The following is a 24,252-nucleotide window of genomic DNA, read 5'->3' on the forward strand; positions in this document are numbered from 1 at the left end:
TCGGTGGGGAGCGGTCTACTCGGGCACGCGCCGGTATGCGCCGTCGCTGGCCGAGGTGGCCATCGAGGCGTACGCACGCAGCGCCGCCGACACCGGCCGCTGCCGGTCGGTCGGCGTGTAGGGCTTGTCCCGCTTCTCCTCGGCCACCCGCCGGGCGGTCAGCTCGTCGGCGGGCACGTTCAACCCGATCGACCGGCCGGGGATGTCGATGACGATCTCGTCGCCGTCGCGGACCAGCGCGATCAGCCCACCGGAGGCGGCCTCGGGGGAGACGTGCCCGATGGAGAGGCCGGAGGTGCCGCCGGAGAACCGGCCGTCGGTGAGCAGCGCGCAGGCCCGGCCCAGGCCCCGGCCCTTGAGGAACGAGGTGGGGTAGAGCATCTCCTGCATGCCGGGGCCGCCCTTCGGGCCCTCGTAACGGATCACCACCACGTCCCCGGCGACGACCTGCTTGGCCAGGATGGCCGTCACCGCGTCGTCCTGGGACTCGTAGACCTTGGCCGGGCCGCGGAAGGTCAGGCACTCCTCGGGCACGCCGGCGGTCTTCACCACACAGCCCTCCGGCGCGAGGTTGCCGTGCAGGATGGCGAGCCCGCCGTCGGCGCTGTAGGCGTGGGAGAGGTCGCGGATGCAGCCGCCGGCCGCATCGGTGTCCAGCGACGACCAGCGGTTGGTGGTGGAGAAGGGCTCGGTGGTACGCACCCCGCCCGGGGCGGCGTGGAACAGCTCGACCGCCTCCGACCTCGGTGAACCACCCCGGACGTCCCAGTCGGTCAACCACTGCGCCAGCGAGGGGGAGTGCACGGCGTGCACCTCCCGGTGCAGCAGGCCGGCGCGGTCCAGCTCGCCGAGGATGGCCGGGATGCCGCCGGCCCGGTGCACGTCCTCCATGTGGTACTGCGGGGAGTTGGGCGCGACCTTGGCCAGGCAGGGCACCCGGCGGGAGATGGCGTCGATGTCGGCCACGTCGAAGTCGAGTTCGGCCTCGCGGGCGGCGGCGAGCAGGTGCAGGATCGTGTTGGTCGACCCGCCCATCGCCACGTCCAGCGCGACGGCGTTCTCGAACGCGGCCCGGTTGGCGATCGAGCGGGGCAGCACCGAGGCGTCGTCGCCGTCGTACCAGCGCTTGGCGATCTCCACGGCGGTCCGGCCGGCCTCGACGAAGAGCGAGCGGCGGGCGGCGTGGGTGGCGAGCGTCGAGCCGTTGCCCGGCAGGGCCAGGCCGATCGCCTCGGTGAGGCAGTTCATCGAGTTGGCGGTGAACATGCCGGAGCAGGAGCCGCAGGTCGGGCAGGCGGAGCGCTCGATCTCGCCGAGCTGCTCGTCGGTGACCGCCTCGTTGGAGGAGGCGATCATCGCGTCGATCAGGTCGATCTTGGAGTGGACGACGCCCTCGATCGCCACGGTCTTGCCGGCCTCCATCGGACCACCGGAGACGAAGACCGTCGGGATGTTGAGCCGCAGGGCGGCCAGCAGCATGCCGGGGGTGATCTTGTCGCAGTTGGAGATGCAGACCAGGGCGTCCGCGCAGTGCGCGTTGACCATGTATTCCACGGCGTCCGCGATCAGCTCCCGGCTGGGCAGCGAATAGAGCATCCCGCCGTGCCCCATGGCGATGCCGTCGTCGACCGCGATGGTGTTGAACTCGCGGCCCACCCCGCCGGCCTCGGCGACGGCGTCGGCGACCAGGCCGCCGAGATCCTTGAGGTGTACGTGACCGGGCACGAACTGGGTGAAACTGTTGGCGATGGCGACGATCGGCTTGCCGAAGTCGTCGTCGGTCATCCCGGTGGCCCGCCAGAGGGCCCGGGCGCCGGCCATCGTCCGACCGTGGGTGGAGGTCCTCGACCGCAGCTCAGGCATGTGTACCAGTCTTGCACCACCGGATCGCCACCCCGGCCGCGCGCGACCCGTGTCCCAACAGATGCACACCCGATCCCCCACCGGGGACGGTCATCCGGCACAGTTGAGGGCGTGCAGTCCCCACCGGGCATGGTCGCCGTAGCGGTGCTGAGCGGGCTGGTCGCCGCGGGCTCCGCCGCCCTGCTGACCCGCTCCGCCCGGCGGCGGTCCGGCGCGTACGCCACGGCCCGCCTGCTGGTCGCGGGCGCGGCGTTGATCGCGCTGGTCAGCCTGCTGGTCGGGGTGACCGCCACGGTGACCGGCCCACCCGACTGGGTCGATCCGGGGGCCGGGCACAGCGGCTGGGCCGAGCTGGTCGCGGTCGGCACCGCCCTGGCCGGGCTGGCGTTCTGCGGTGGCCTGCTCCGGCTGCCCGGCGCGGCGGCGACCGGCCGGCTGGCCCTCGACGGCCTGGTGGTGGCGACCGCGCTCTGGTTCGTCGGCTGGGTGCTCTGCTCCGAGCCCACCCGGCTGCTCGGCGCGGCCACCCCGGTCGTCTGCCCGACGATCCTGCTCGCCTCGATGTCCGCCGCCCTCACCACCGGGCTCGCCGTGATCGTGGTGGTGCGCGCCACCGCGCCGCGCCGCCGGCTGGCCCTGCTGGCCGCCGGCGGCACGCTGACCACCTGGGGTGGACTGGCCGTGGCCGCCGGGCTCTGTCAGGCCGGTCCGACGGTGGTCGCGGTGGGCGCGGTGGTCACCGCCCTGGGGCTCGCGGCCTGCGCGGTGGCGGCCCGGCGGGTGGGCCCACCGGGCCAGCTGGACGTGGACCCGATCGGCAGGGACGGCGAGTACGCCTTCGTCCCGATGCTCGGCATGGCCGCTTCGGCGATGTACCACCTCGCGCAGGGCGGCCGGTTCGACGCGCTGGCCATCGTCGCCGGCAGCCTGGAGGGCTTCGCGCTGGTGGCGCGGCAGTACCTGACCCTCAACGACGTGCGCGGGTACGCCGCCCGGCTGGCCGAGCGGGAGCGGCACTTCCGGGAGCTGGCGCACACCGACCCGCTGACCGGGCTGGCCAACCGTCGGGGCCTGCTGCGCGCCCTGCACCGCTGCGCCGAGGCCGGCGTGCCCTGCGTGCTGCTCGTGCTCGACCTGGACGGGTTCAAGAACGTCAACGACATGCGCGGCCACGACGTCGGTGACGCGGTGCTGGCCGAGGTGGGCCTGCGGCTGCGCGGCAACCTGCGCCCCGGTGACCTGGCCGCCCGGCTCGGCGGTGACGAGTTCGCGGTGCTGGTGCACGGCGGGCACGCCGAGGCCGACCCGGTCGCCGAGCGGCTGCTCGGACTGCTCAACCGCCCGTACGAGCAGCTGGACGGGCCGGTGTTCCTCTCGGTCAGCATCGGGCTGGCCGAGCCGGCCGGGACCCCGGACGTGGAGCTGCTCCAGCGCAACGCCGACCTCGCCCTGCGCTACGCCAAGCAGCGGGGCAAGAACCGGATCGAGCGCTACGACGTCGCGTACGACCAGCTGCTGCGCCGGCGGACCATGCTGGAGCACGAGCTGCGCGGCGCGATCGACCGCAACGAGCTGCGGTTGGCCTTCCAGCCGGTGGCCTCGCTGCCGTCGGTGCGCCCGGTCGGCGCCGAGGCCCTGCTCCGCTGGCACCACCCGGAGCTGGGCAACGTGCGGCCCGACGAGTTCATCCCGCTCGCCGAGGAGTGCGGGATGATCTCCACTCTCGGCGCCTGGGTGCTGCACCAGGCCTGCTGGCAGCTGTCCCGCTGGCTCGCCGACGGGCACGACGTCTGGGTGTCGGTGAACGTCTCCCCGCGCGAGCTGCACGCCCCGGAATACGTCGTGCAGGTGGCCGAGGCGCTGCGGGCGCACCACGTGCCGCCGCAGCGGCTGGTGCTGGAGGTGACCGAGCACGCCGTGGCGACCGATCTCGACGAGCTGATCCGGCGGCTGGCCGCGCTGCGGCTGACCGGGGTGCGGATCGCCCTGGACGACTTCGGTGCCGGCTACTCGTCGCTGGGGCAGCTGCGTCGGCTGCCGATCGACATTCTCAAGATCGACCACAGCCTGGTGGCCGAGCACGAGCCGGTCCGTCCCGTGGGCCGGGACGGGCCCGCCTTCGCCCCGATGGTCGACATCGTCATGCGGCTCGGGCACCAGCTCGGGTTGGAGGTCATCGCCGAGGGGGTGACCACGCCCACGGAGCTGGCCGCCGTGGTGGCCGCCGGCTGCCGCTTCGGGCAGGGCGCGCTCTTCGGCTGGGGGGTGCCGGCCGAGCACCTGGAGGCGATGCTCGACGCGGCCACCTCACCGGCGGCCCGGCCGGCGCAGCTGCCGGCGGTGCCCGCGCAGCGCTCCCGCGACCGCTCGGCGGGCGGGTCGGCGCAGGTGGTTCCGGGTGCGCCGGTCCCACCGACGGGTGAAGCGTCGCGCTCCGTGAACCAAAATGTGGGATCAGTTGACTCATCGCGTGAGATGCGTCAGGCTTGACCGCATGCCGTCCCAGTGGTCGTCGCGAGTACTTACCTGAGCGCACTCTCCCTCGTCGAGAGTGCGCTGGCCCCGTGCGTTGAGCACGTGGGCTTTTTTGTTGCCGCCGGAACCCGGCGGGGCGGGCCCCGCCCGCGTTGCACTCCTTGAAGAGCCACCATCACTTCAGCCGAAGGTCTGAACCGCCATGACGAGACCCACGCCCGAGACCCTCGCCCACTCCGCCCGCCGGAACCGCGCCGTCGTCGAGTCCGACGTCGAGGCCACTCCGGCCCCGCGTACCGCCCCCGTCCCGGCCCCGCCGGCCGTACGGCAGCCCGCGCCGGTCCAGGTCTCCGGCGCCGGCTCGCTGGTCCGCTCGCTGGAGGCGCTCGGCGTCGACGTGATCTTCGGTATCCCCGGCGGCGCGATCCTGCCCGCGTACGACCCGCTCTACGACTCCTCCGTCCGGCACATCCTGGTCCGCCACGAGCAGGGCGCCGGGCACGCCGCCACCGGCTACGCGCAGGCCACCGGCAAGGTCGGCGTCTGCATCGCCACCTCCGGTCCGGGCGCGACGAACCTGGTCACGCCGATCGCCGACGCGTACATGGACTCGGTGCCGATGGTGGCGATCACCGGGCAGGTGGCGCGCCCGTCGATCGGCACGGACGCCTTCCAGGAGGCGGACATCCAGGGCATCACCCTGCCGATCACCAAGCACAACTTCCTGGTCCAGACGCCGGAGGAGATCCCGCAGGTGCTGGCCGAGGCGTTCCACCTCGCCGCCACCGGCCGGCCCGGCCCCGTCCTGGTCGACATCCCCAAGGACGTGCTCCAGGCGCAGACCACCTTCGCCTGGCCGCCGACCCTGGACCTGCCCGGCTACCGGCCCACCCTGCACCCGCACGGCAAGCAGATCCGGGAGGCGGCCCGGCTGCTGACCAGCGCCCGCCGCCCGGTGCTCTACGTCGGCGGCGGGGTGCTCAAGGCCCGGGCCACCGAGGGGCTGCGCCGGCTGGCCGAGCTGACCGGCGCGCCGGTGGTCACCACCTTGATGGCGCTGGGCGCGTTCCCCGACTCGCACCCGCAGCACCTGGGCATGCCCGGCATGCACGGCACGGTCTCCGCCGTGTACGGCCTGCAGAAGGCTGACCTGATCGTGGCGCTCGGGGCCCGCTTCGACGACCGGGTGACCGGCAAGCTGGACTCGTTCGCCCCGGACGCCACGGTGGTGCACGCCGACATCGACCCGGCCGAGATCGGCAAGAACCGGCACGCCGACGTGCCGATCGTGGGCGACGCCCGGCACGTGATCGACGAGCTGATCGCCGCAGTCACCGTCGAGCAGGCGGCCGGGCGCCGGGCCGAGCTGGCCGACTGGTGGACCCAGCTAGACGACCTGCGCAGCCGCTACCCGCTGGGCTACGACGAGCCGACCGACGGCACCCTCTCCCCGCAGTACGTCATCAAGCGGCTGGGCGAGATCGTCGGTCCGGACGCGATCTACGTGGCCGGGGTGGGCCAGCACCAGATGTGGGCCTCCCAGTTCATCTCGTACGAGAAGCCGTACACCTGGTTGAACTCCGGCGGCCTCGGCACCATGGGCTACGCGGTGCCGGCGGCGATGGGCGCGAAGGTCGGCATGCCGGACACGGTGGTGTGGGCGGTCGACGGTGACGGCTGTTTCCAGATGACCAACCAGGAGCTGGCGACCTGCGCCCTGGAGGGCATCCCGGTCAAGATCGCCGTGATCGACAACGGCAACCTCGGCATGGTGCGGCAGTGGCAGACGCTGTTCTACAACGAGCGCTACTCCAACACCGAGCTGGGCACGCACAAGCACCGCATCCCCGACTTCGTCAAGCTGGCCGAGGCGCTGGGCTGTGTGGGGCTGCGCTGCGAGACCGCCGAGGACGTGGACAAGACGATCGAGGCGGCCATGGCGATCACCGACGCGCCGGTGGTGATCGACTTCGTGGTCGGCAAGGACGCCATGGTCTGGCCGATGGTGGCCGCCGGCACCAGCAACGACGAGATTCAGTTCGCCCGGGGCGTGCGCCCGGCCTTCGACGAGGACGACATCTAGTCATGACCGAATGCACCGAGCGCAGCGAGGGCCATGAGGGCATGACGAAGGGGACACTGCAATGACGATGCACACGCTCTCCGTGCTGGTGGAGAACAAGCCGGGTGTGCTGGCCCGGGTCTCCGGGCTCTTCTCCCGCCGCGGCTTCAACATCAGCAGTCTCGCGGTGGGCGAGACCGAGGACCCGAACGTCTCCCGGATCACCATCGTGGTCGACGCGGAGTCGTCCCCGCTGGAGCAGGTCACCAAGCAGCTCAACAAGCTGGTCAACGTGCTCAAGATCGTCGAGCTGGACCCGCAGGTCTCGGTGGCCCGGGAGCTGGTGCTGGTCAAGGTCCGCGCGGACCGCGCCGTCCGCGGCCAGGTGCTGGAGACGGTGAACCTGTTCCGCGCCCGGGTGGTCGACGTCGCCCCGGACACGCTGACGATCGAGGCCACCGGCACCCCGGACAAGCTCGACGCGCTGCTGCGCGACCTCGAGGCGTTCGGCATCAAGGAGATGGTCCAGTCGGGGCTGGTGGCGATCGGGCGCGGCTCGCGTTCGATCACCGCCGGCCCGGCCCTGCGGGCCGCCTGAAACCCCGACCCCGGCGGCGCCCGCGCGCGTCGTCACCCACAGATCCACGACGGGCCGCCCGGACCGCCGTACGAAAGGGAAGTCCATGAGCGTTGAGGTGTACTACGACGACGATGCCGACCTGGGCCTGATCCAGGGTCGCAAGGTCGCGGTGATCGGCTACGGCAGCCAGGGCCACGCCCACGCGCTGTCGCTGCGGGACTCCGGCGTCGACGTGGTGATCGGCCTGCCGGCGGGTTCGAAGAGCCGGCCGAAGGCCGAGGAGCAGGGCCTGCGGGTGCTCAGCCCGGCCGAGGCGGCGGCCGAGGCCGACGTGATCATGATCCTCGCCCCGGACACCGCGCAGCGGGCGCTCTACACCGAGGCGATCGCTCCGAACCTCGCCCCCGGCAAGGCGCTCTTCTTCGGCCACGGCTTCAACATCCGGTACGGCCTGATCACCCCGCCGGCCGACGTGGACGTGGCGATGGTCGCCCCGAAGGGCCCCGGTCACCTGGTCCGCCGGCAGTACGTCGACGGCAAGGGCGTGCCCTGCCTGGTCGCCGTCGAGCAGGACGCCAGCGGCACCGCCTTCCAGCTCGCCCTGTCGTACGCCAAGGGCATCGGCGGCACCCGGGCCGGCGCGATCCGGACCACCTTCACCGAGGAGACCGAGACCGACCTCTTCGGCGAGCAGGCGGTCCTCTGCGGTGGCGCGGCGGCGCTGGTGCAGACCGGTTTCGAGGTGCTCACCGAGGCCGGCTACGCCCCCGAGGTGGCCTACTTCGAGTGCCTGCACGAGCTGAAGCTGATCGTCGACCTGATGTACGAGGGCGGCATCGCCCGGATGCGGTACAGCGTCTCCGACACCGCCGAGTACGGCGACCTGTCCCGGGGCCCGCGGGTGGTCGACGCCCGGGTCAAGGAGGAGATGCGCAAGATCCTCGGTGAGATCCAGTCCGGTGAGTTCGCCCGCGAGTGGGTGGCCGAGGACGAGGCCGGTCGCCCGAACTTCGCCAAGTGGCGGGCCGAGGGCGCGGCGCACCCGATCGAGGAGACCGGCCAGAAGCTGCGGGCCATGATGAGCTGGGTGGACCGGCCGATCACCGAGACCGCCTGACCGGGGTCCCTTTCGTGGGGTGGCCCACCGCCGCTCGCGACCCGACGCTCTCCCCGGCGTCGGGTCGCGGGCGGCTGGGCTCCGCGGGGAAACATCCCGGTGAGCGTGATGCCGAAGAGGTATCACCATGACTCTCAGGTATCGCGCTCGCGAATCTGTCCAGCTCGACCGGCGGTGAGGTTCCCCGCTCACCCGGGGTGCCTGTGAGGGCACTCACCCCACGGTCCGCGACACACCGGCCGGACCGGCCCCTACGATCCCCTATAGGTGCTCCGACCGGCACCTGACGGCCATGGCTCGGAACAGCGCAGGGCGCAGCGCGGCGTCCCGGCGCCCCAGGCCGACCACACCCGAGCGTCTACGAGGACCGATGAATCCTGTCGTACTGATCGCCGAAGAACTCGCTCCCGCCGCCATCGAGGTGCTCGCCCACGACTTCGACGTACGTCACGTCGACGGCACCGACCGCCCGGCCCTGCTCTCCGCGCTCGCCGAGGCCGACGCGGTGATCGTGCGCAGCGCCACCCAGATCGACGCCGAGGCGGTCGCCGCCGCGCCGCGCCTGAAGGTGGTCGCCCGGGCCGGCGTCGGCCTGGACAACGTCGAGGTGCCGGCCGCCACGGCGCGGGGCGTCATGGTCGTCAACGCCCCCACCTCCAACATCGTCTCCGCCGCCGAGCAGGCCGTCGCGCTGCTGCTGGCCGTGGCCCGCAACACCGCCGCCGCCAGCGCCGCGCTGAAGGCGGGGGAGTGGAAGCGGTCCAAGTACACCGGCGTCGAGCTCCAGGGCAAGACCGTCGGCGTGGTGGGTCTCGGTCGCATCGGCGTGCTCTTCGCCCAGCGGATCGCCGCCTTCGGCACCCGGCTGATCGCGTACGACCCGTACATCCAGCCGGCCCGGGCCGCGCAGCTCGGGGTCCGCCTGGTCGGGCTGGAGGAGCTGCTGCGGGAGGCCGACTTCATCTCCATCCACCTGCCCAAGACCCCGGAGACCGTGGGCCTGATCGGCGAGAAGGAGCTGGCGATCGTCAAGCCGGGCGTCCGGATCGTCAACGCCGCCCGCGGTGGCCTGGTCGACGAGCAAGCCCTGGCCGACGCGATCGCCGAGGGCCGGGTCGCCGGCGCCGGCGTCGACGTGTACGCCAAGGAGCCGTGCACCTCCTCGCCGCTGTTCGCCTTCGACAACGTGGTGGCCACCCCGCACCTGGGCGCCTCCACCGCCGAGGCGCAGGACAAGGCCGGCCTGGCCGTGGCGAAGAGCGTCAAGCTGGCGTTGCAGGGCGAGTTCGTGCCGGACGCGGTGAACGTGCAGGCCGGCGGCGTGGTCGCCGAGGACGTCCGCCCGCTGCTGCCGCTGGCCGAGAAGCTCGGCCGGGCGTTCACCGCCGTGGCCGGGGGGATCGCCGCCAGCGTCACCGTGGAGGTACGCGGCCAGGTTGTCGAGCACGACGTGTCGGTGCTCAAGCTCGCCGCCACCAAGGGCCTGTTCAGCTCCGTGGTGGAGGAGCAGGTCACCTACGTCAACGCGCCGCACCTGGCCGCCGAGCGGGGCGTGGAGGTGGCGCTGGACACGCAGACCGAGACCGTCGACCACCCGCTGCTGGTCACCGTCCGGGGCGCGCTGCCCGACGGCCGGACGGTCAGCGTTTCCGGCACGGTCACCCAGGCCGGCGCCCGGGACGTCATCAAGCTGACCGAGGTGGACGGCTTCGACGTGGAGATCGGCGCGGAGGGCATCCTGGTCTTCCTGCGCTACGTCGACCGGCCGGGCGTGGTCGGCACCGTCGGCACCCTGCTCGGCGAGGCCGGCGTCAACATCGCGGCGATGCAGGTTGCCCGCCGGGAGGCCGGCGGCGAGACGCTGATGACCCTCACCGTCGACCAGGCGCTCGGCGCCGACCTGCTCACCTCGGCCGCCGAGTCGATCGGCGCGGTCGCGGCCAGCGCCGCCGACCTGCGCGACGAGTAGTCCAGCCAGGACAGTGCGGGGGCCCGGCCGGTAGGCCGGGCCCCTTCGTCGTCGTGGCCGGTCGGTGAGTGGCCGGTCAGTGGCCGACGCGGGCCGGCGGCGGGTAGACGGAGCCGTCCTGGGCGTCGAAGAGCATCAGCCCGTGCTCCGCGGCCAACCGTTCGATGTCGAGCAGCACCTGGTCCGCGCAGGCCGGGTCGAGGTTCATCTCGACGTGGTCGGCGGCCGCGTGCAGCGGCGCGACCTCCCACGGCGTGCCGGGCCCGGCGGCCCGGTCGGGGTAGTTCGTCGTGATCGCCCGGTAGAAGCCCACGACCCGCGGGTCGGGATGGCGGTCACCGTGCCGCCCCTCGCGACACCGCTGCACGGCGGCGCGTACGTCCGCGCCGGTGGCCCCGTCGGGCAGGGCCCACACGCTCAGATCGAAACTCACGGCGGACAGCGTGCCATCCGCCGGGGCCGCTGTCGAAACTGCCCCGCCGCAGGTCGCCGGTCGATTTGCCGACCGTGGTGACCGGACGGTCCGCTGTGGAGACTCTTGCGTCGAGTTGCGTCGATTCGCTAGCGTACCGGTGCGGTCACCGGCTGGATCGGCGTCGGCCCGTCTTCGGGTGACGTGGCCTGACGTCCGGCCGCCCGGGCCCGCACCCCTCGATTGCGCGAGCCACGCGCACTCGTCGCTGACCGGCCCCCACGGTCGTTGCCGAGACCGTGGGGGCCGATCGCGGAGCCCCCGCCCGGGATGCGAAGGGCCGGGCGGGCCTCGGGTCAGCGGCGCCGGTCGGCGAGCAGGGCCCGGTAGTCGGAGCCGGCCCGGAACCAGGACAGCCCCGCCGGCCCGGCGGCGTAGAGCGCGGTGGCGTAGGCGTCGGCGACCGCGAGGTCGGGTCCGACCACCGTGGCGGCGCTCAGCTGGTCGGCCGGTTCGCCGGTGTGCGGGTCCACCACGTGCCCGCGTCGGCCGCTCACCCCCGACGTGCCGACCGCGCCCGCGGTCATCTCCAGCACCAGTGGCGGGCGCCGGCCGTCGGTCGGGTGGTGCACCGCCACCCGCCACGGGCCGCCGTGCGCGGCGTTTCCGCGTACCACCAGGTCGGCGCCGGTGAGCACGGCGTAGTCGTGGACCCCGGCGGCGCGCAGCCGGGCCGCCGCCCGCTCCACCGCCCAGCCGCCGAGCAGGCCGCCCGGGTCGAAGCCGCCGGGCACGGCCCAGGCGTCGAACCAGCCGTCGGTGGCGGCCCGCATCGCGGCGCACCGGTCCACCAGGTCGGCCAGGGGCTGGTACGACTCGGCGCTGATCTCGCCCCGGCGCAGTCGGGAGACGAGGCTCTCCGGCCGGGTGGGACCGTACGTCAGGTCGACGGCCCGCAGTTCGGCGACGGCGTCGCGCAGGGCGTCGCCGAGGCCCTTGTGCCCGAACCAGCCGGGCGCGTTGAGCAGGAGGGTGTACTCGGCGGTGGCGGTGCGCACGGTGTACCGGACGGCGAGCCGGTCGGCGGTCTCGTCGGCGGTCCGCTCCACCCGGTGGCTGCGGGCGCCGAGGCGCAGGTCGGGGCGGCGGCTGCGGTACGCCGGCTGGGGCGCCGGACGGTCGGTGGGGCGGTCCTCGACCCAGGTCGTCCGTGGTTGCTCGTCCATCCGCATGGCTTCCCGCTCCCTCGCCGTCGCGCCGCAGCGCCGCGGCGGATCCGGTCCCGGGCCCCCGTGACCCGTCCCCACCGACCCTAGGCAGCGGAGTTGACCACATCATGAATGCCAGCTGGGAGAGGCCTGTGCATCCTGATATTCCACATCCTGGAAGATGCGTACCGGGAAGCGGGACGGCGACGTACGGTGGCCGGGACCGACGAGGTGAGGAGCGGCAGGTGGCACGGATCGCGGTGGTGGCCGGGGACGGGATCGGACCCGAGGTGGTCGCGCAGGCCCGCAAGGTCATCGACGCGGTGCTGCCCGGCGTCGAGGCCACGGAGTACGACCTGGGCGCCGCGCGGTACCACCGGACCGGCGAGGTGCTGCCCGACTCGGTGCTGGACGAGCTGGCCGGCCACGACGCGATCCTGCTCGGCGCCGTCGGCGACCCGACGGTGCCGCCGGGCGTGCTCGAGCGGGGCCTGCTGCTCAAGCTCCGGTTCGCCTTCGACCAGTACGTCAACCTGCGACCGTCCCGGTTGTGGCCGGGGGTGACCGGCCCGCTCGCCGCCGTCAAGCCCGGCGAGGTGGACCTGGTGGTGGTCCGCGAGGGCACCGAGGGGCTGTACGCGGGCGCGGGCGGCAGCCTGCACCGGGACACCCCGGCTGAGGTGGCCACCGAGGAGAGCCTGAACACCCGGCACGGCGTCGAGCGGGTCATCCGGGACGCCTTCGCCCGCGCCGCCACCCGGGAGCGCCGCAAGGTCACCCTCGTGCACAAGACCAACGTGCTGACCCACGCCGGCTCGCTCTGGGCCCGCGCCTTCGCCGCGGTCGCCGCCGAGCACCCGGACGTGGAGACCGAGTACCAGCACGTCGACGCCGCCGCGATGTTCCTGGTGACCCAGCCCCAGCGGTACGACGTGGTGGTCACCGACAACCTCTTCGGCGACATCCTCACCGACATCGCCGCCGCCGTCACCGGCGGCATCGGGCTGGCCGCCAGCGGCTGCATCAATCCCGAGGGGCGCTACCCGTCGATGTTCGAGCCGGTGCACGGCTCCGCGCCGGACATCGCCGGCAGGGGAGTGGCCGACCCGGTCGCCGCCGTGCTCTCCGCCGCGCTCCTGCTCGACCAGCTCGGCCATCCGCGGGCCGCCGCCCGGGTCACCGCCGCGGTAGCCAGCGAGCTGGCCGGCCGGACCCCGGGCGTACCGCTGCGCACCGCCGAGGTGGGCGACCGCCTCGCCGGGTACGCGGTGGCCTGACCAGGCCCTCTTTCCCGCCCCGGGCCGGGCCGCCGGACCCGCCTGCGGGCGCACCCGCACCCCCTGCCCAGCCGGGCGTCCTGACCCGCATCGGAATCGTTCGATGCGGGCGGGCGGCGCTATCGGCTGAACGACCGTTGGGGGTAAGTTTCTGGCACCAGTGATGCGGTGTGCGGCCCCGCGCGCCGTTGGAGTCCCAGGGAGGTCAGTGCGATGAGCGGTGGTGACAAGCTCGATTTCGAGATCCGTCCGAATCCCGCGGCGGTATCGGCAGCCGACCGGGCCGCCCTGCTGGCCAACCCGGGCTTCGGCCGGGTCTTCACCGACCACATGGTCACCATCCGGTACGCCGAGGGCAAGGGCTGGTACGACGCCCGGGTCGAGGCCCGCGCGCCGATCCCGATGGACCCGGCTTCGGCCGTCCTGCACTACGCGCAAGAGATCTTCGAGGGGTTGAAGGCGTACCGCACGGCCGGTGGTGAGGTCACCATGTTCCGGCCGGAGGCGAACGCGGCGCGGTTCGTCGAGTCCGCCAAGCGGATGGCCATGCCCGAGCTGCCGCCGGAGACCTTCGTCGAGTCGCTGCGCCAGCTCGTCGAGATCGACCGCGAGTGGATCCCGGACGGGCCGGACGCCAGCCTCTACCTGCGGCCGTTCATGTTCGCCAGCGAGGTCTTCCTCGGGGTCCGCCCGGCCAACGAATACCTCTACTGCGTGATCGCCTCGCCGGCCGGGGCGTACTTCACCGGTGGCGTCAAGCCCATCACGGTCTGGGTCTCCCCGGACTACACCCGGGCGGCGCCCGGCGGCACCGGCGCGGCCAAGTGCGGCGGCAACTACGCCACCTCGCTGGTGGCCCAGGCCGAGGCGATCGAGGCGGGCTGCGACCAGGTGGTCTTCCTGGACGCGGTGGAACGGCGCTTCGTCGACGAACTCGGCGGCATGAACGTCTTCTTCGTCTACGACGACGACACCCTGGTCACGCCGCCGCTGACCGGCACCATCCTGCCGGGCATCACCCGCGACGCGATCCTCACGCTGGCCGCCGAGTCGGGGCTGCGGACCGAGGAGCGGCCGGTCAGCTTCGCCGACTGGCAGGCCGATGCCGCGAGCGGCCGGCTGCGTGAGGTCTTCGCCTGCGGCACCGCCGCGGTGATCACCCCGATCGGCCGGGTGAAGTTCCCGGACGGGGAGTTCCTGGTCGGCGGCGGCGAGCCGGGCCGGACCACCAACGCGCTGCGCCAGCAGCTGGTGGCGATCCAGCGCGGCGAGGCCGAGGACCGGCACGGCTGGGTGCGGCGGCTCCTCTGACCTGCCCTTTTTCGCCCGGCTTCGGGCAACGCAACGCTCTGTCCGATAGCCGACACGAAACGTACATCGGCTGATTGTTTCTCCTGGTCGAAGCCCCTGTCACGGACTGTGACGGGGGCTTCGGCGGGGATGGCCGATCGGCCATCTATGCTCGTTGATTTCCCTCCCCTACGTTGCTGCGCAGAAGTTGCATCGTGGGGGAGGCAGCATGTCCACACCGCTGGGCCGTCGCACCATCCGATCGAGGTTCTGGGCCGGCACCCGCCTGCGGTTCTCCGCGAGCCTCGCCGCGCTCGCCCTGCTGCTGACCCTCGGCGTACGGGCCGACCTGCCGGCCATCGTCCCGGCGGCGGCCGCCTGCGACTCCGTCGGCTACGCGTACGACGCGGCGGGGCAGTTGACCGGCGTGCAGGACCAGGCCGGCGGCACCGCCCGGTACGGCTACGACCCGGCGGGCAACATCACCTCCGTCACCAACGACGGCAGCCCCGCCCTGGCCGTCCTGTCGGTCGTTCCGGCCCGGGCGGCGGTCGGCGCCGACGTCACACTCCAGGGCGGCTGCTTCTCGGACGTGGCCGCGGAGAACACCGTCCGGTTCAACGGCGTACCGGCCGCGGTGACCGAGGCCGGCGGCCACCGGCTGGTCGCCCGGGTCCCCGCTGGCGCGACCAGCGGCCCGATCACCGTCACGGTCGACGGGGTCACCGCGGCCAGCCCGCAGTCCTTCGTGGTCGCCGGGGCGGACGAGTCAGCCCCGACCGTCACCGACGTCTCCCCGACGGTGGTCGCGCCCGGCGGCACCGTCACCGTCTCCGGCACCGGTTTCGCCACCGACGCCGGCGACAACGCGGTCACCCTCAACCGCACCCGCGCCTTCACCGCCGCGGCAGCCGCCAGCAGCCTCACCGTCCAGGTGCCCTCGGGCGCAGCCTCCGGCCGGATCGGCCTGCGCACCCGGTACGGCAGCGGTGAGAGCGCCGCGGACGTCTTCGTCGCGCCCGCGCCGTACACCGTCGCGGACGTGGTGCACACCTCGCGGGTCGCGCTCGGCGCGCCGAAGTCGGTCGCCATCCCGACCGCCGGCAAGGTCGCGCTGGTCGTCTTCGACCTGGCCGAGGGGCAGCAGGCGAGCGTCAAGCTGGCCGACGGCACCTTCGGCAGCTGCGGCATCTCCACCGCCAAGGTCCTCGACCCGTACGGGCGGACCGCCGCGTCGTCCGGCTGCGTCGGCGCCACCGGCTTCATCGACACGGTCCGGGCCCGCACCGCCGGCACGTACACGCTGCTGCTGGCGGCGGCGGGCACCGCGACCGGGTCGGTCACCGCGACGGTGCAGGAGGTGCCGGCGGACGCGACGGCCGGCACCACCCCCGGCGGCGACCCGGTCACCGTCACCACCACCGTGCCCGGGCAGAACGCCGCCGTCACCTTCCCGGGCAGCACCGGGCAGCGCGTCTCGGTGAAGCTGAGCGGCGGCACCTACGGCACCTACAACGCCTCGGTCACCCTGCGTCGCCCCGGCGGCGGCACCGTCGTCAGCAACGGCTCCTGCGGGGCCGGCTGCTTCCTCGACGCCCTGGTGCTGCCCACCGAGGGCACCTACACCCTCTTCGTCGACCCGCAGTCCACCTCCACCGGCGCGATCACGGCCCAGGTGTACGACGTGCCCGCCGACGCGGCGGTCACCGCGACGCCCGGCGGCCCGAAGGTCGGCGTCGGCACCACGGTCCCCGGCCAGAACGCCGTCGTGTCGTTCCCCGGCACCGCCGGGCAGCGGGTCGTCGTCCAGTTCACCGGCGGCACGTACGGCACCTACAACGCCTCGGCGATCATCCGCAGGCCGGACGGGACGAACCTGACCGGCAGCGCGTACTGCGGCTCCTCCTGCATCTTCGACACCACCGTCCTGCCGGCCGACGGGACGTACACCGTCCTGCTCAACCCGGACAACACCTACGTGGGCACGGTCGACGTCCAGGTGTACGACGTGCCGGCCGACGCCACCGCGACCGCCACCCCCGGCGCCGGCCCGGTCACCGTGGCCACCACCGTCGGGCAGAACGCGGTGGTCTCCTTCGCCGGGACGGCGGGTCAGCGGATCTCGGTGCAGATGAGCGGTGGCACGTACGGCACGTACAACGCCTCGGCGATCATCCGGAAGCCGGACGGGACGAACCTGACCGGCAGCGCGTACTGCGGGTCGTCGTGCTTCTTCGACACGGTGGTGCTGCCGGTCGACGGCACGTACACCCTGTACCTCAACCCCGACGGGGTGACCGTCGGTCAGGTCGCGACGCAGATCAACGTGGTGCCGGCGGACGCCACGGTGACCGCCGTCCCGGGCGGCCCCGCCGTCACCCAGGGCACCACCGTGCCGGGGCAGAACGCGGTGGTCTCCTTCGCGGGGACGGCCGGTCAGCGGGTCTCGGTGCAGATGAGCGGTGGCACGTACGGCACGTACAACGCCTCGGCGATCATCCGGAAGCCGGACGGGACGAACCTGACCGGCAGCGCGTACTGCGGGTCGTCGTGCTTCTTCGACACGGTGGTGCTGCCGGTCGACGGCACGTACACCATCCTGCTGAACCCGGACGGCACCGCCGTGGGTGAGGTGACCACGCTGGTCAACGACGTGCCCGCGGACGCGGCGGCCAGCACCACGCCGGGCGGCGCCCAGGTCACCGTCACCACCACCGTGCCCGGGCAGAACGCGGTGGTCTCCTTCACCGGCACCGCCGGGCAGTCCGTCTCGGTCAACCTGACCGGCGGCACCTTCGGCACCTACAACGCCTCGGCCACGCTGCGCGCGCCGGACGGCAGCACCCTGGTCAGCGAGGGCTACTGCGGTACCAGTTGCTCGTTCAACGCGGTCACGCTGCCGGTGACCGGCACGTACACGGTCCTGGTGAACCCGAGCGGCACCACCCTCGGCGCGATCGGTGTCCGGGTCTACGACGTGCCGAACGACGCGGTCGCCAACACCACGCCGGGCGGCGCGGCGGTGTCGGTGACCACGACGGTGCCGGGACAGAACGCGGTGGTCTCCTTCCCGGCGACGGCGGGTCGGCGGGTCGCGGTGCAGCTCTCGGCCGGCACGTTCGGCACGAACGAGGCGGTGGTGACGCTGCGGAAGCCGGACGGCACGGCCGTGGTGAGCAACGGCAACTGCGGCGCCTCCTGCTTCCTGGACGTGTCCGCCCTGCCGGTGGACGGCACGTACACCGTGCTGGTCGACCCGAAGGGGACCGTGGTCGGCAACATCACCGTCAAGGTGCACGACGTGCCCGCCGACAGCACGGCGACCGCCACCCCGGGCGGCGCGGCGGTGTCGGTGACCACGACGGTGCCGGGACAGAACGCGGTGGTCTCCTTCCCGGCGACGGCGGGTCAGCGGGTCGCGGTGCAGCTCTCGGCCGGCACGTTCGGCACGAACGAGGCGGTGGTGACGCTGCGGAAGCCGGACGGCACGGCCGTGGTGAGCAACGGCAACTGCGGCGCCTCCTGCTTCCTCGACACCACGGCGCTGCCGGCCGACGGCACGTACGCCGTGCTGGTCGATCCGAAGGTCACCGCGGTCGGCACGATCACCGTCAAGGTGTACGACGTGCCGGCGGACCGGACGGCGAGCACCACGCCCAACGGGGCGGCCGTCACCCTGACCACCACCGTGCCGGGCCAGAACGGGGTGGTGTCGTTCCCCGCAACCGCCGGTCAGATCGTCACCGTCACCATGTCGGCGGGCTCCTACGCCGGTGGCAACGCGGCGGTCACCCTGCGCGCCCCGAACGGCGGCACCGTCACCAGCACCTCGTCCTGCGCCACGAGCTGCTCGTTCAGCTCGGTGTCGCTCGCCACGGCCGGCACGTACACCGTCCTGGTGGACCCGCTCGCGGCGGCGGTCGGCAGCCTGACGGTCCAGGTCCTCGACGTGCCGGTGGACGCCACCGTGGGCACCACCCCGGGCGGTGACCCGGTCACGCTCACCACCACGGTCCCCGGCCAGAACGGCGTGGTGTCCTTCCCCGGCACGGCCGGCCAGCGGGTGCTCGTGCAGGCGACGGGCGGCACCTACGGGACGTACAACGCGTCGGCGATCGTGCGCAAGCCGGACGGGTCGAACCTGACCGGCAGCACCTACTGCGGTTCCTCCTGCCTCTTCGACACCATGACGCTGCCGGTCACCGGCACGTACACCGTCTTCCTCGACCCGGCGGGCACCTACACCGGCTCGCTCACCGTCCGGGTGTACGACGTGCCGGCGGACGCGACGGCCACCGCCAGCGCGGGCGGCAGCGGGGTCGCCCTCACCACCACCGTGCCCGGGCAGAACGCGACGCTCTCCTTCACCGGCGCCGCCAACCAGCGGATCGTGGTGCAGGGCACCGGCGGCACCTACGGCACGTACAACGCCTCGCTGATCATCCGGAAGCCGGACGGGTCGAACCTGACCGGCAGCACGTACTGCGGGTCGTCGTGCTTCTTCGACACCACGACGTTGCCGGTCGGCGGCACGTACACCATGTTCCTGAACCCGGACGGGATGTCCACCGGCTCGGTCAGCCTGCGGATCTACGAGGTGCCGGCGGACGCCACGGCGACCGCGAGCGTCGGCGGGGACGCGGTCGCCCTCGGCACCACCGGGCCGGGCCAGAACGCCACGCTGTCGTTCGCCGGCACCGCGGGCCAGCGGATCGTCATCCAGGGGACCGGGGGCACCTACGGCACGTACAACGCCTCGGCGATCGTGCGCAAGCCGGACGGGTCGAACCTGACCGGCAGCGCGTACTGCGGGTCTTCGTGCTTCTTCGACGTCACCACGCTGCCGGTGACCGGCACGTACACGATCTTCCTGAACCCGGACGGGATGTTCACCGGCGCGGTCAATCTGCGGATCTACGACGTGCCGGCGGACGCCACGGGCACCGCGAGCGTCGGCGGGCCGCCGGCCACCCTCACCACCACCGGCCCCGGGCAGAACGCGGTGCTCTCCTTCACCGGCACCGCCGGGCAGCGGATCTCCGTGGTGGGCAGCGCCGGCACGTACGGCACGTACAACGCCTCGGCGATCGTGCGCAAGCCGGACGGGTCGAATCTGACCGGCAGCGCGTACTGCGGGTCGTCGTGCTTCTTCGACGTCACCACGCTGCCGGTGACCGGCACGTACACGATCTTCCTGAACCCGGACGGGATGTACACCGGCGCGGTCACCCTCCAGGTGAACGACGTACCGGCGAACGCCACTGTGAGCGCCACGCCGGGCGGGCCGACCGTCACCCTGACCACCACCGTCGCCGGCCAGAACGCGGCGATGACCTTCGCCGGCACCGCCGGTCAGGTGGTCAGCGTGGTGATGAGCGCCGGCACGTACGGCACGTACAACGCCTCGGCGATCGTGCGCAAGCCGGACGGGTCGAACCTGACCGGCAGCGCGTACTGCGGGGCGTCCTGCACCTTCGCCTCGCTCACGCTGCCCACCACCGGCACGTACACGGTCTTCGTCGACCCGTCGTCCACCGTGGTCGGCAGCCTCACCGGCGAGGTCCGGCTGCCCGCCGGGCTCACCGCCGCCGCTCCGAAGACCAGCAGCCCGAAGGCCGGCGCCCCGGCGAGCGGCTCGAAGAGCACGGCCAGGGCCGACGTCACGGAGACCTGGACGCCGGACCGATTCAACCTGGCCGGTGAGGACTGGGAGAGCCACCGCACCGGCGCGTACGGCAACCTCCAGCCGGCGCTGCGCGCCGAGGCGGGCGCCACCGCGCTGGCCGGGCAGGCGCTGCTGCTCAACGGCAAGCCGCTGGCCGGGGTGACCCTCGCGGTGGGCCGCAAGTCCACCCGCACCGACGCCACCGGCCGGTTCCTGCTCACCGGGCTCACCGGCGGCCACCACGTCCTGGTGATCGACGGGGCGACGGCGAGCACGCCGGGGCGGGCCTTCGGCCGCTTCGAGACCGGGGTTGACCTGCGGGCGGAGCAGACCACCGAGCTGTCGTACCCGATCTGGATGACCCGGCTGGACACCGCGCACGCCGTGAAGATCGCGTCGCCGACGAAGCGGCAGACGGTGGTCACCACCCCGGCCATCCCCGGCTTCGAGGTACGGCTGCCCAAGGGCACCGTGATCCGGGACCGGGCCGGCAAGCGGGTCACCGAGCTCTCCATCACCGCCCTGCCGGTGGACCAGCCGCCGTTCCCGCTGCCGGTCGGGGTACGCACCCCGGTCTACTTCACCGTGCAGCCGGGCGGGTCGGTGGTGCTGCCCGAGGGCGCGCAGATCATCTACCCGAACACCCAGAAGCTGGCGCCGGGCAGCCGGCTGGACTTCTGGGACTACGACCCGGGCCGGGTGCCGTGCACGAAGGCGCCGGTGAAGTCGTACCCGAAGCCGCCGGCCAAGGCGGTCAAGGCGCCCTCGGTCTGCGCGGTCACCGGCGCCGAGGCCGGCTGGTACATCTACGGCCACGGCACCGTCACCCCCGACGGCCGGCAGATCGTGCCCGACCCGGACGTGCGGGTCTGGGAGTTCACCGGGGCGATGTTCAACGGCAGCGGCAAGCGCCCGGCCGGCTCCGGACCCGGTGAGGACGGCGACGACGGCGGCGACCCGGTCGACCTGGCCACCGGTCTCTTCGTCGACGAGCACACCGACCTGCTGGTCAACGACGTGCTGCCGATCTCGATCACCCGCACCTACCGGCAGAACGACACCAACAGCCGCGAGTTCGGCATCGGCGCGAACTTCACCTACGGCATCTTCGTCTATTCCGAGCAGCAGTACGTCCAGGCCGACCTGGTGCTGCCGGACAGCGGCAAGGTCCACTTCGACCGGGTGAGCCCCGGCACCGGCTGGACGGACGCCGTGTTCAAGGCGGTGAACACCACCGGGCCGTACCGGGACGCGGTGATGAGCTGGAACGGCGACGGCTGGGACCTGGTCCGCAGCGACGGGCTGACCTTCGTCTTCGGCGAGAACGCGCCGTTGCAGTCGATCCGTGACCGGCACGGCAACCAGATCACCCTGACCCGGTCCAGCGGCGGACAGTCCGGCGACATCACCCAGATCACCTCGCCGAACGGCCGCTGGATCAAGCTCTCCTACAGCGGTGGCCGGGTCACCCGGGCACAGGACAACGCCGGGCGGGTCGTCCAGTACGGCTACGACACCTCCGGGCGGCTGACCTCGGTCACCTCGCCCGGCGGCCGGACCACCACGTACGGCTACGACACCGCGCACCGGATGACCACGGTCACCGACGCCCGCGGCATCACCTACCTGACCAACACCTACGACGCCAACGGGCGGGTGGCCAGCCAGGCCATGCCGGACGGGGTCAGCTACCGGTTCGCGTACACCACCGACGCCAACGGCAGGGTGGTGAAGACGGCGGTCACCGAGCCGGACGGCAGCGTCCGGGAGACCAGCTTCGACGCCGACCGCCGGGTGGTCGCCGAGACCACCGCCGCCGGCACCGCCCAGGAGCGCACCTCCACCACCACCCGGGACCCGGTCACCCACCTGCCCACCGCACTGGTCGACCCGTACGGGCGGCGCACCACCCTGGACTACGGGCCGAACGGCGACCTGACCTCGGTCACCGCGCTGGCCGGCACCGCCGCCGCCCAGGCCGCCACGGTCACCTCCGGCGGGCCGTACCGGCAGCTCACCTCGGTCACCGACGACCAGGGCCGCAGCACCCGCATGGAGTACGACAACGACGGCAACCTGGTGGCCGCGACCGACGCCGCCGGCCGCACCCGCCGCTACACCTACAACGGCGCCGGGCAGGTCACCTCGTCGGTCGACCCGCTGGGCAACACCACCCGCTACCGCTACGAGCTGGGTGACCTGGTCGAGGTGACCGACCCGCTGGGCCGGACCACCCGCAGCTTCACCGACGCGGTGGGCCGCCCGGTGGCGGTCACCGACGCGCAGGGGGTGCTGGAGCAGGTCCGCTACGACCCGGACAACCAGGTGGTCGCCAGCACCGACGGGCTCGGTCGCAGCACCGCCTTCGACTACGACGGCAACGGCAACCTGACGTCGTTCACCGACCCGCGGGGCAACACCACCCGGGTCGACTACGACAACTCCGACCGGCCGGTCACCGTGACCGACCCGCTGGGCAAGCAGGCCCGGCAGGCGTACGACGTGCTCGGCCGGGCGGTCTCCGCCACCGACCGGCGCGGGAAGACCACGGTGACCGCGTACGACGGCCTCGGCCGGACCACCTTCATCGGGTACGGCGCGACCGCCGGCCCGACCTACGAGAGCACCAAGCGGTTCAGCTACGACACGCTGGACCGGCTCACCACCATCGACGACTCGGCCGGTGGGGCGATCACCCTGGCCTGGAACGCGCTCGACCAGGTGACCAGCGTGACCGGCCCGGCCGGCACCGTCGGCTACTCCTACGACGCCGCCGGCCGCCGGGCGGGGATGACCGTGCCGGGCCAGCCGGCCATCTCCTACGGCTACGACGCGACCGGGCTGATCGAGCGGATCACGCAGGGCGGCACCACCGCCACCTGGCACCGGGACGCCGCCGGCCGGACCGACCGCGTCGAGCAGGCGGGCGTGGTCACCCGGTACGCGTACGACGCGGCCTCCCAGCTGACCGGGATGACGTACGAAACCGCCGGTGGGGTGCCGATCGGCAACCTCGGCTACCGGTACGACCGGACCGGGCGGGTGGCGGACCTTACCGGCACCCTCGCCCACGTCACCATCCCCAGCACCGGGCCGCCGGCCAGCTACGATGCGGCCAACCGGTTGACCGGCCGGGGCGCCCGGACCTTCGCCTACGACGACGAGGGCAACCTCACCTCCGACGGGTCGTCCAGCTACGCCTGGAACGCCCGTGGCGAACTGGCCGGGGTGACCGGGCCGGGCGTGGCCACCACGTACGGCTACGACGCGGCGGGCCGCCTGGCCAGCCGGACCAGCGGCGGCGCCACCACCGGGTTCCTCTACGACGGCCCGAACCTGGTCCGCGAGCAGACCGGCTCGGCGGTCGCCGACCGGCTCACCGCCGGACTCGACCAGACCCTGGTCCGTACCGACGCGGCGGGCGCCCGGGTGCCGATCACCGACGCCCTCGGCAGCGTGCTCGGCCTCGCCGACTCGTCCGGCACCCTGACCACCGAGTACCGCTACGACCCGTTCGGCGCGGTCACCGCCAAGGGCGCGGGCAGCGGCAACACCCAGCAGTTCACCGGCCGGGAGCGGGACGCCGACACGGGGCTGCTCTACAACCGGGCCCGTTGGTACAGCCCGGAGACGGGCCGCTTCCTCAGCCAGGACCCGGCCGGCCTCGGCGGCGGCAGCACCAACCTCTACACCTACGCGCTCAACGACCCGGTCAACCTCTCCGACCCCAACGGCGACTGCCCGATCTGCGTCGCGATCATCGTGGGCGCGCTGGTCGGCGGGGCCACCTCGGTCGGCATCGGGGCCGGCATCTCGGCCCTGACCGGGCGCAAGTACAGCTGGAACGACGCCCTCAAGGACTTCGCCATCGGCGCCGCCCTCGGCGGCCTCACCGGTGGGGCCGGGGCGTGGCTCAAGGCCGGCAGCGGGGTGTGGAAGCTCGGCCAGTTCGAACGCGGCCTGGCCATCGAGGCGAAGCTCGGCGGCAACCTGCCGCGCAGCTTCCCGACCATCGACCGGTTCGCCAACGGCACCGCCACCAGCATCAAGAGCGTCGACCTGGGGGCGAAGACGTACCAGTCGGCGGCGAAGCTGACCAGTCGGCTCAAGGGCTACGTGGACAAGGCGGCCGGCTTCGCCAAGAGCAACCCGGTGACCTTCGACGGTGTGACCATCCGGCCCGGGCAGGTCGCCGCCCGGGAGTTGGAGGTGGTGGTGCCGCGCGGGGCCACCGCCGCCCAGCAGAACGCGCTCAACCAGATAGTGCAGTACGGCGCCCAGAAGGGGGTGACCGTCCGGGTCATCGTGATGAGATGACCCCTTCCCCGGGGACG

Annotated in this window: 11 protein-coding genes; 8 read left to right on the forward strand and 3 right to left on the reverse strand. The window is 72.9% G+C overall.

Features of this window, described 5'->3' with window-relative positions:
- Positions 1–15: 15 nt before the first annotated feature.
- The gene (ilvD, locus tag GA0074704_RS09655) at positions 16–1,863 is read right to left on the reverse strand and encodes a dihydroxy-acid dehydratase (RefSeq protein ID WP_088970187.1); all 1,848 of its coding nucleotides are present in this window, start codon (positions 1,861–1,863) and stop codon (positions 16–18) included.
- 111 nt (positions 1,864–1,974) lie between these two features.
- Between ilvD and GA0074704_RS09660 the strand changes: the two genes are divergently transcribed.
- From GA0074704_RS09660 to serA, 5 genes are all read left to right on the forward strand, one after another.
- Complete coding sequence (locus GA0074704_RS09660) at positions 1,975–4,353, forward strand: putative bifunctional diguanylate cyclase/phosphodiesterase (protein ID WP_088970188.1); 2,379 nt, start codon at positions 1,975–1,977, stop codon at positions 4,351–4,353.
- A gap of 187 nt (positions 4,354–4,540) precedes the next feature.
- Positions 4,541–6,421: an acetolactate synthase large subunit gene (locus tag GA0074704_RS09665; RefSeq protein ID WP_088970189.1), complete on the forward strand. Its 1,881-nt coding sequence runs from the start codon at positions 4,541–4,543 to the stop codon at positions 6,419–6,421.
- Positions 6,422–6,482: 61 nt separating this feature from the next.
- A complete protein-coding gene (ilvN, locus tag GA0074704_RS09670) occupies positions 6,483–6,998 on the forward strand; it encodes an acetolactate synthase small subunit (protein ID WP_088970190.1) in 516 nt (171 codons plus the stop codon).
- Positions 6,999–7,083: 85 nt separating this feature from the next.
- Positions 7,084–8,097, forward strand: a complete 1,014-nt coding sequence (ilvC, locus tag GA0074704_RS09675; RefSeq protein ID WP_088970191.1) for a ketol-acid reductoisomerase — start codon at positions 7,084–7,086, stop codon at positions 8,095–8,097.
- Between the two features lie 370 nt (positions 8,098–8,467).
- Entirely contained in the window at positions 8,468–10,066 is a 1,599-nt protein-coding gene (gene serA, locus GA0074704_RS09680) for a phosphoglycerate dehydrogenase (RefSeq protein ID WP_088970192.1), read from the forward strand.
- A gap of 76 nt (positions 10,067–10,142) precedes the next feature.
- Here serA and GA0074704_RS09685 read toward each other — a convergent pair whose 3' ends face one another.
- Positions 10,143–10,499 (reverse strand): hypothetical protein, encoded by a 357-nt coding sequence (locus GA0074704_RS09685; RefSeq protein WP_088970193.1) that lies wholly within the window; start codon positions 10,497–10,499, stop codon positions 10,143–10,145.
- Positions 10,500–10,834: 335 nt separating this feature from the next.
- Complete coding sequence (locus GA0074704_RS09690; RefSeq protein ID WP_088970194.1) at positions 10,835–11,710, reverse strand: FAD:protein FMN transferase; 876 nt, start codon at positions 11,708–11,710, stop codon at positions 10,835–10,837.
- A gap of 221 nt (positions 11,711–11,931) precedes the next feature.
- Between GA0074704_RS09690 and GA0074704_RS09695 the strand changes: the two genes are divergently transcribed.
- From GA0074704_RS09695 to GA0074704_RS09705, 3 genes are all read left to right on the forward strand, one after another.
- Positions 11,932–12,963 carry a 3-isopropylmalate dehydrogenase gene (locus tag GA0074704_RS09695; RefSeq protein ID WP_088970195.1) on the forward strand — a complete coding sequence of 344 codons (1,032 nt, stop codon included), beginning with the start codon at positions 11,932–11,934 and terminating at the stop codon, positions 12,961–12,963.
- A gap of 213 nt (positions 12,964–13,176) precedes the next feature.
- Positions 13,177–14,274 (forward strand): branched-chain amino acid aminotransferase, encoded by a 1,098-nt coding sequence (locus tag GA0074704_RS09700; RefSeq protein WP_088970196.1) that lies wholly within the window; start codon positions 13,177–13,179, stop codon positions 14,272–14,274.
- Positions 14,275–14,482: 208 nt separating this feature from the next.
- Positions 14,483–24,235: a pre-peptidase C-terminal domain-containing protein gene (locus GA0074704_RS09705; protein WP_088970197.1), complete on the forward strand. Its 9,753-nt coding sequence runs from the start codon at positions 14,483–14,485 to the stop codon at positions 24,233–24,235.
- Positions 24,236–24,252 lie beyond the last annotated feature (17 nt).

Origin of the sequence: Micromonospora siamensis (genome assembly GCF_900090305.1) — a bacterium.
Lineage (GTDB): Bacteria > Actinomycetota > Actinomycetes > Mycobacteriales > Micromonosporaceae > Micromonospora > Micromonospora siamensis.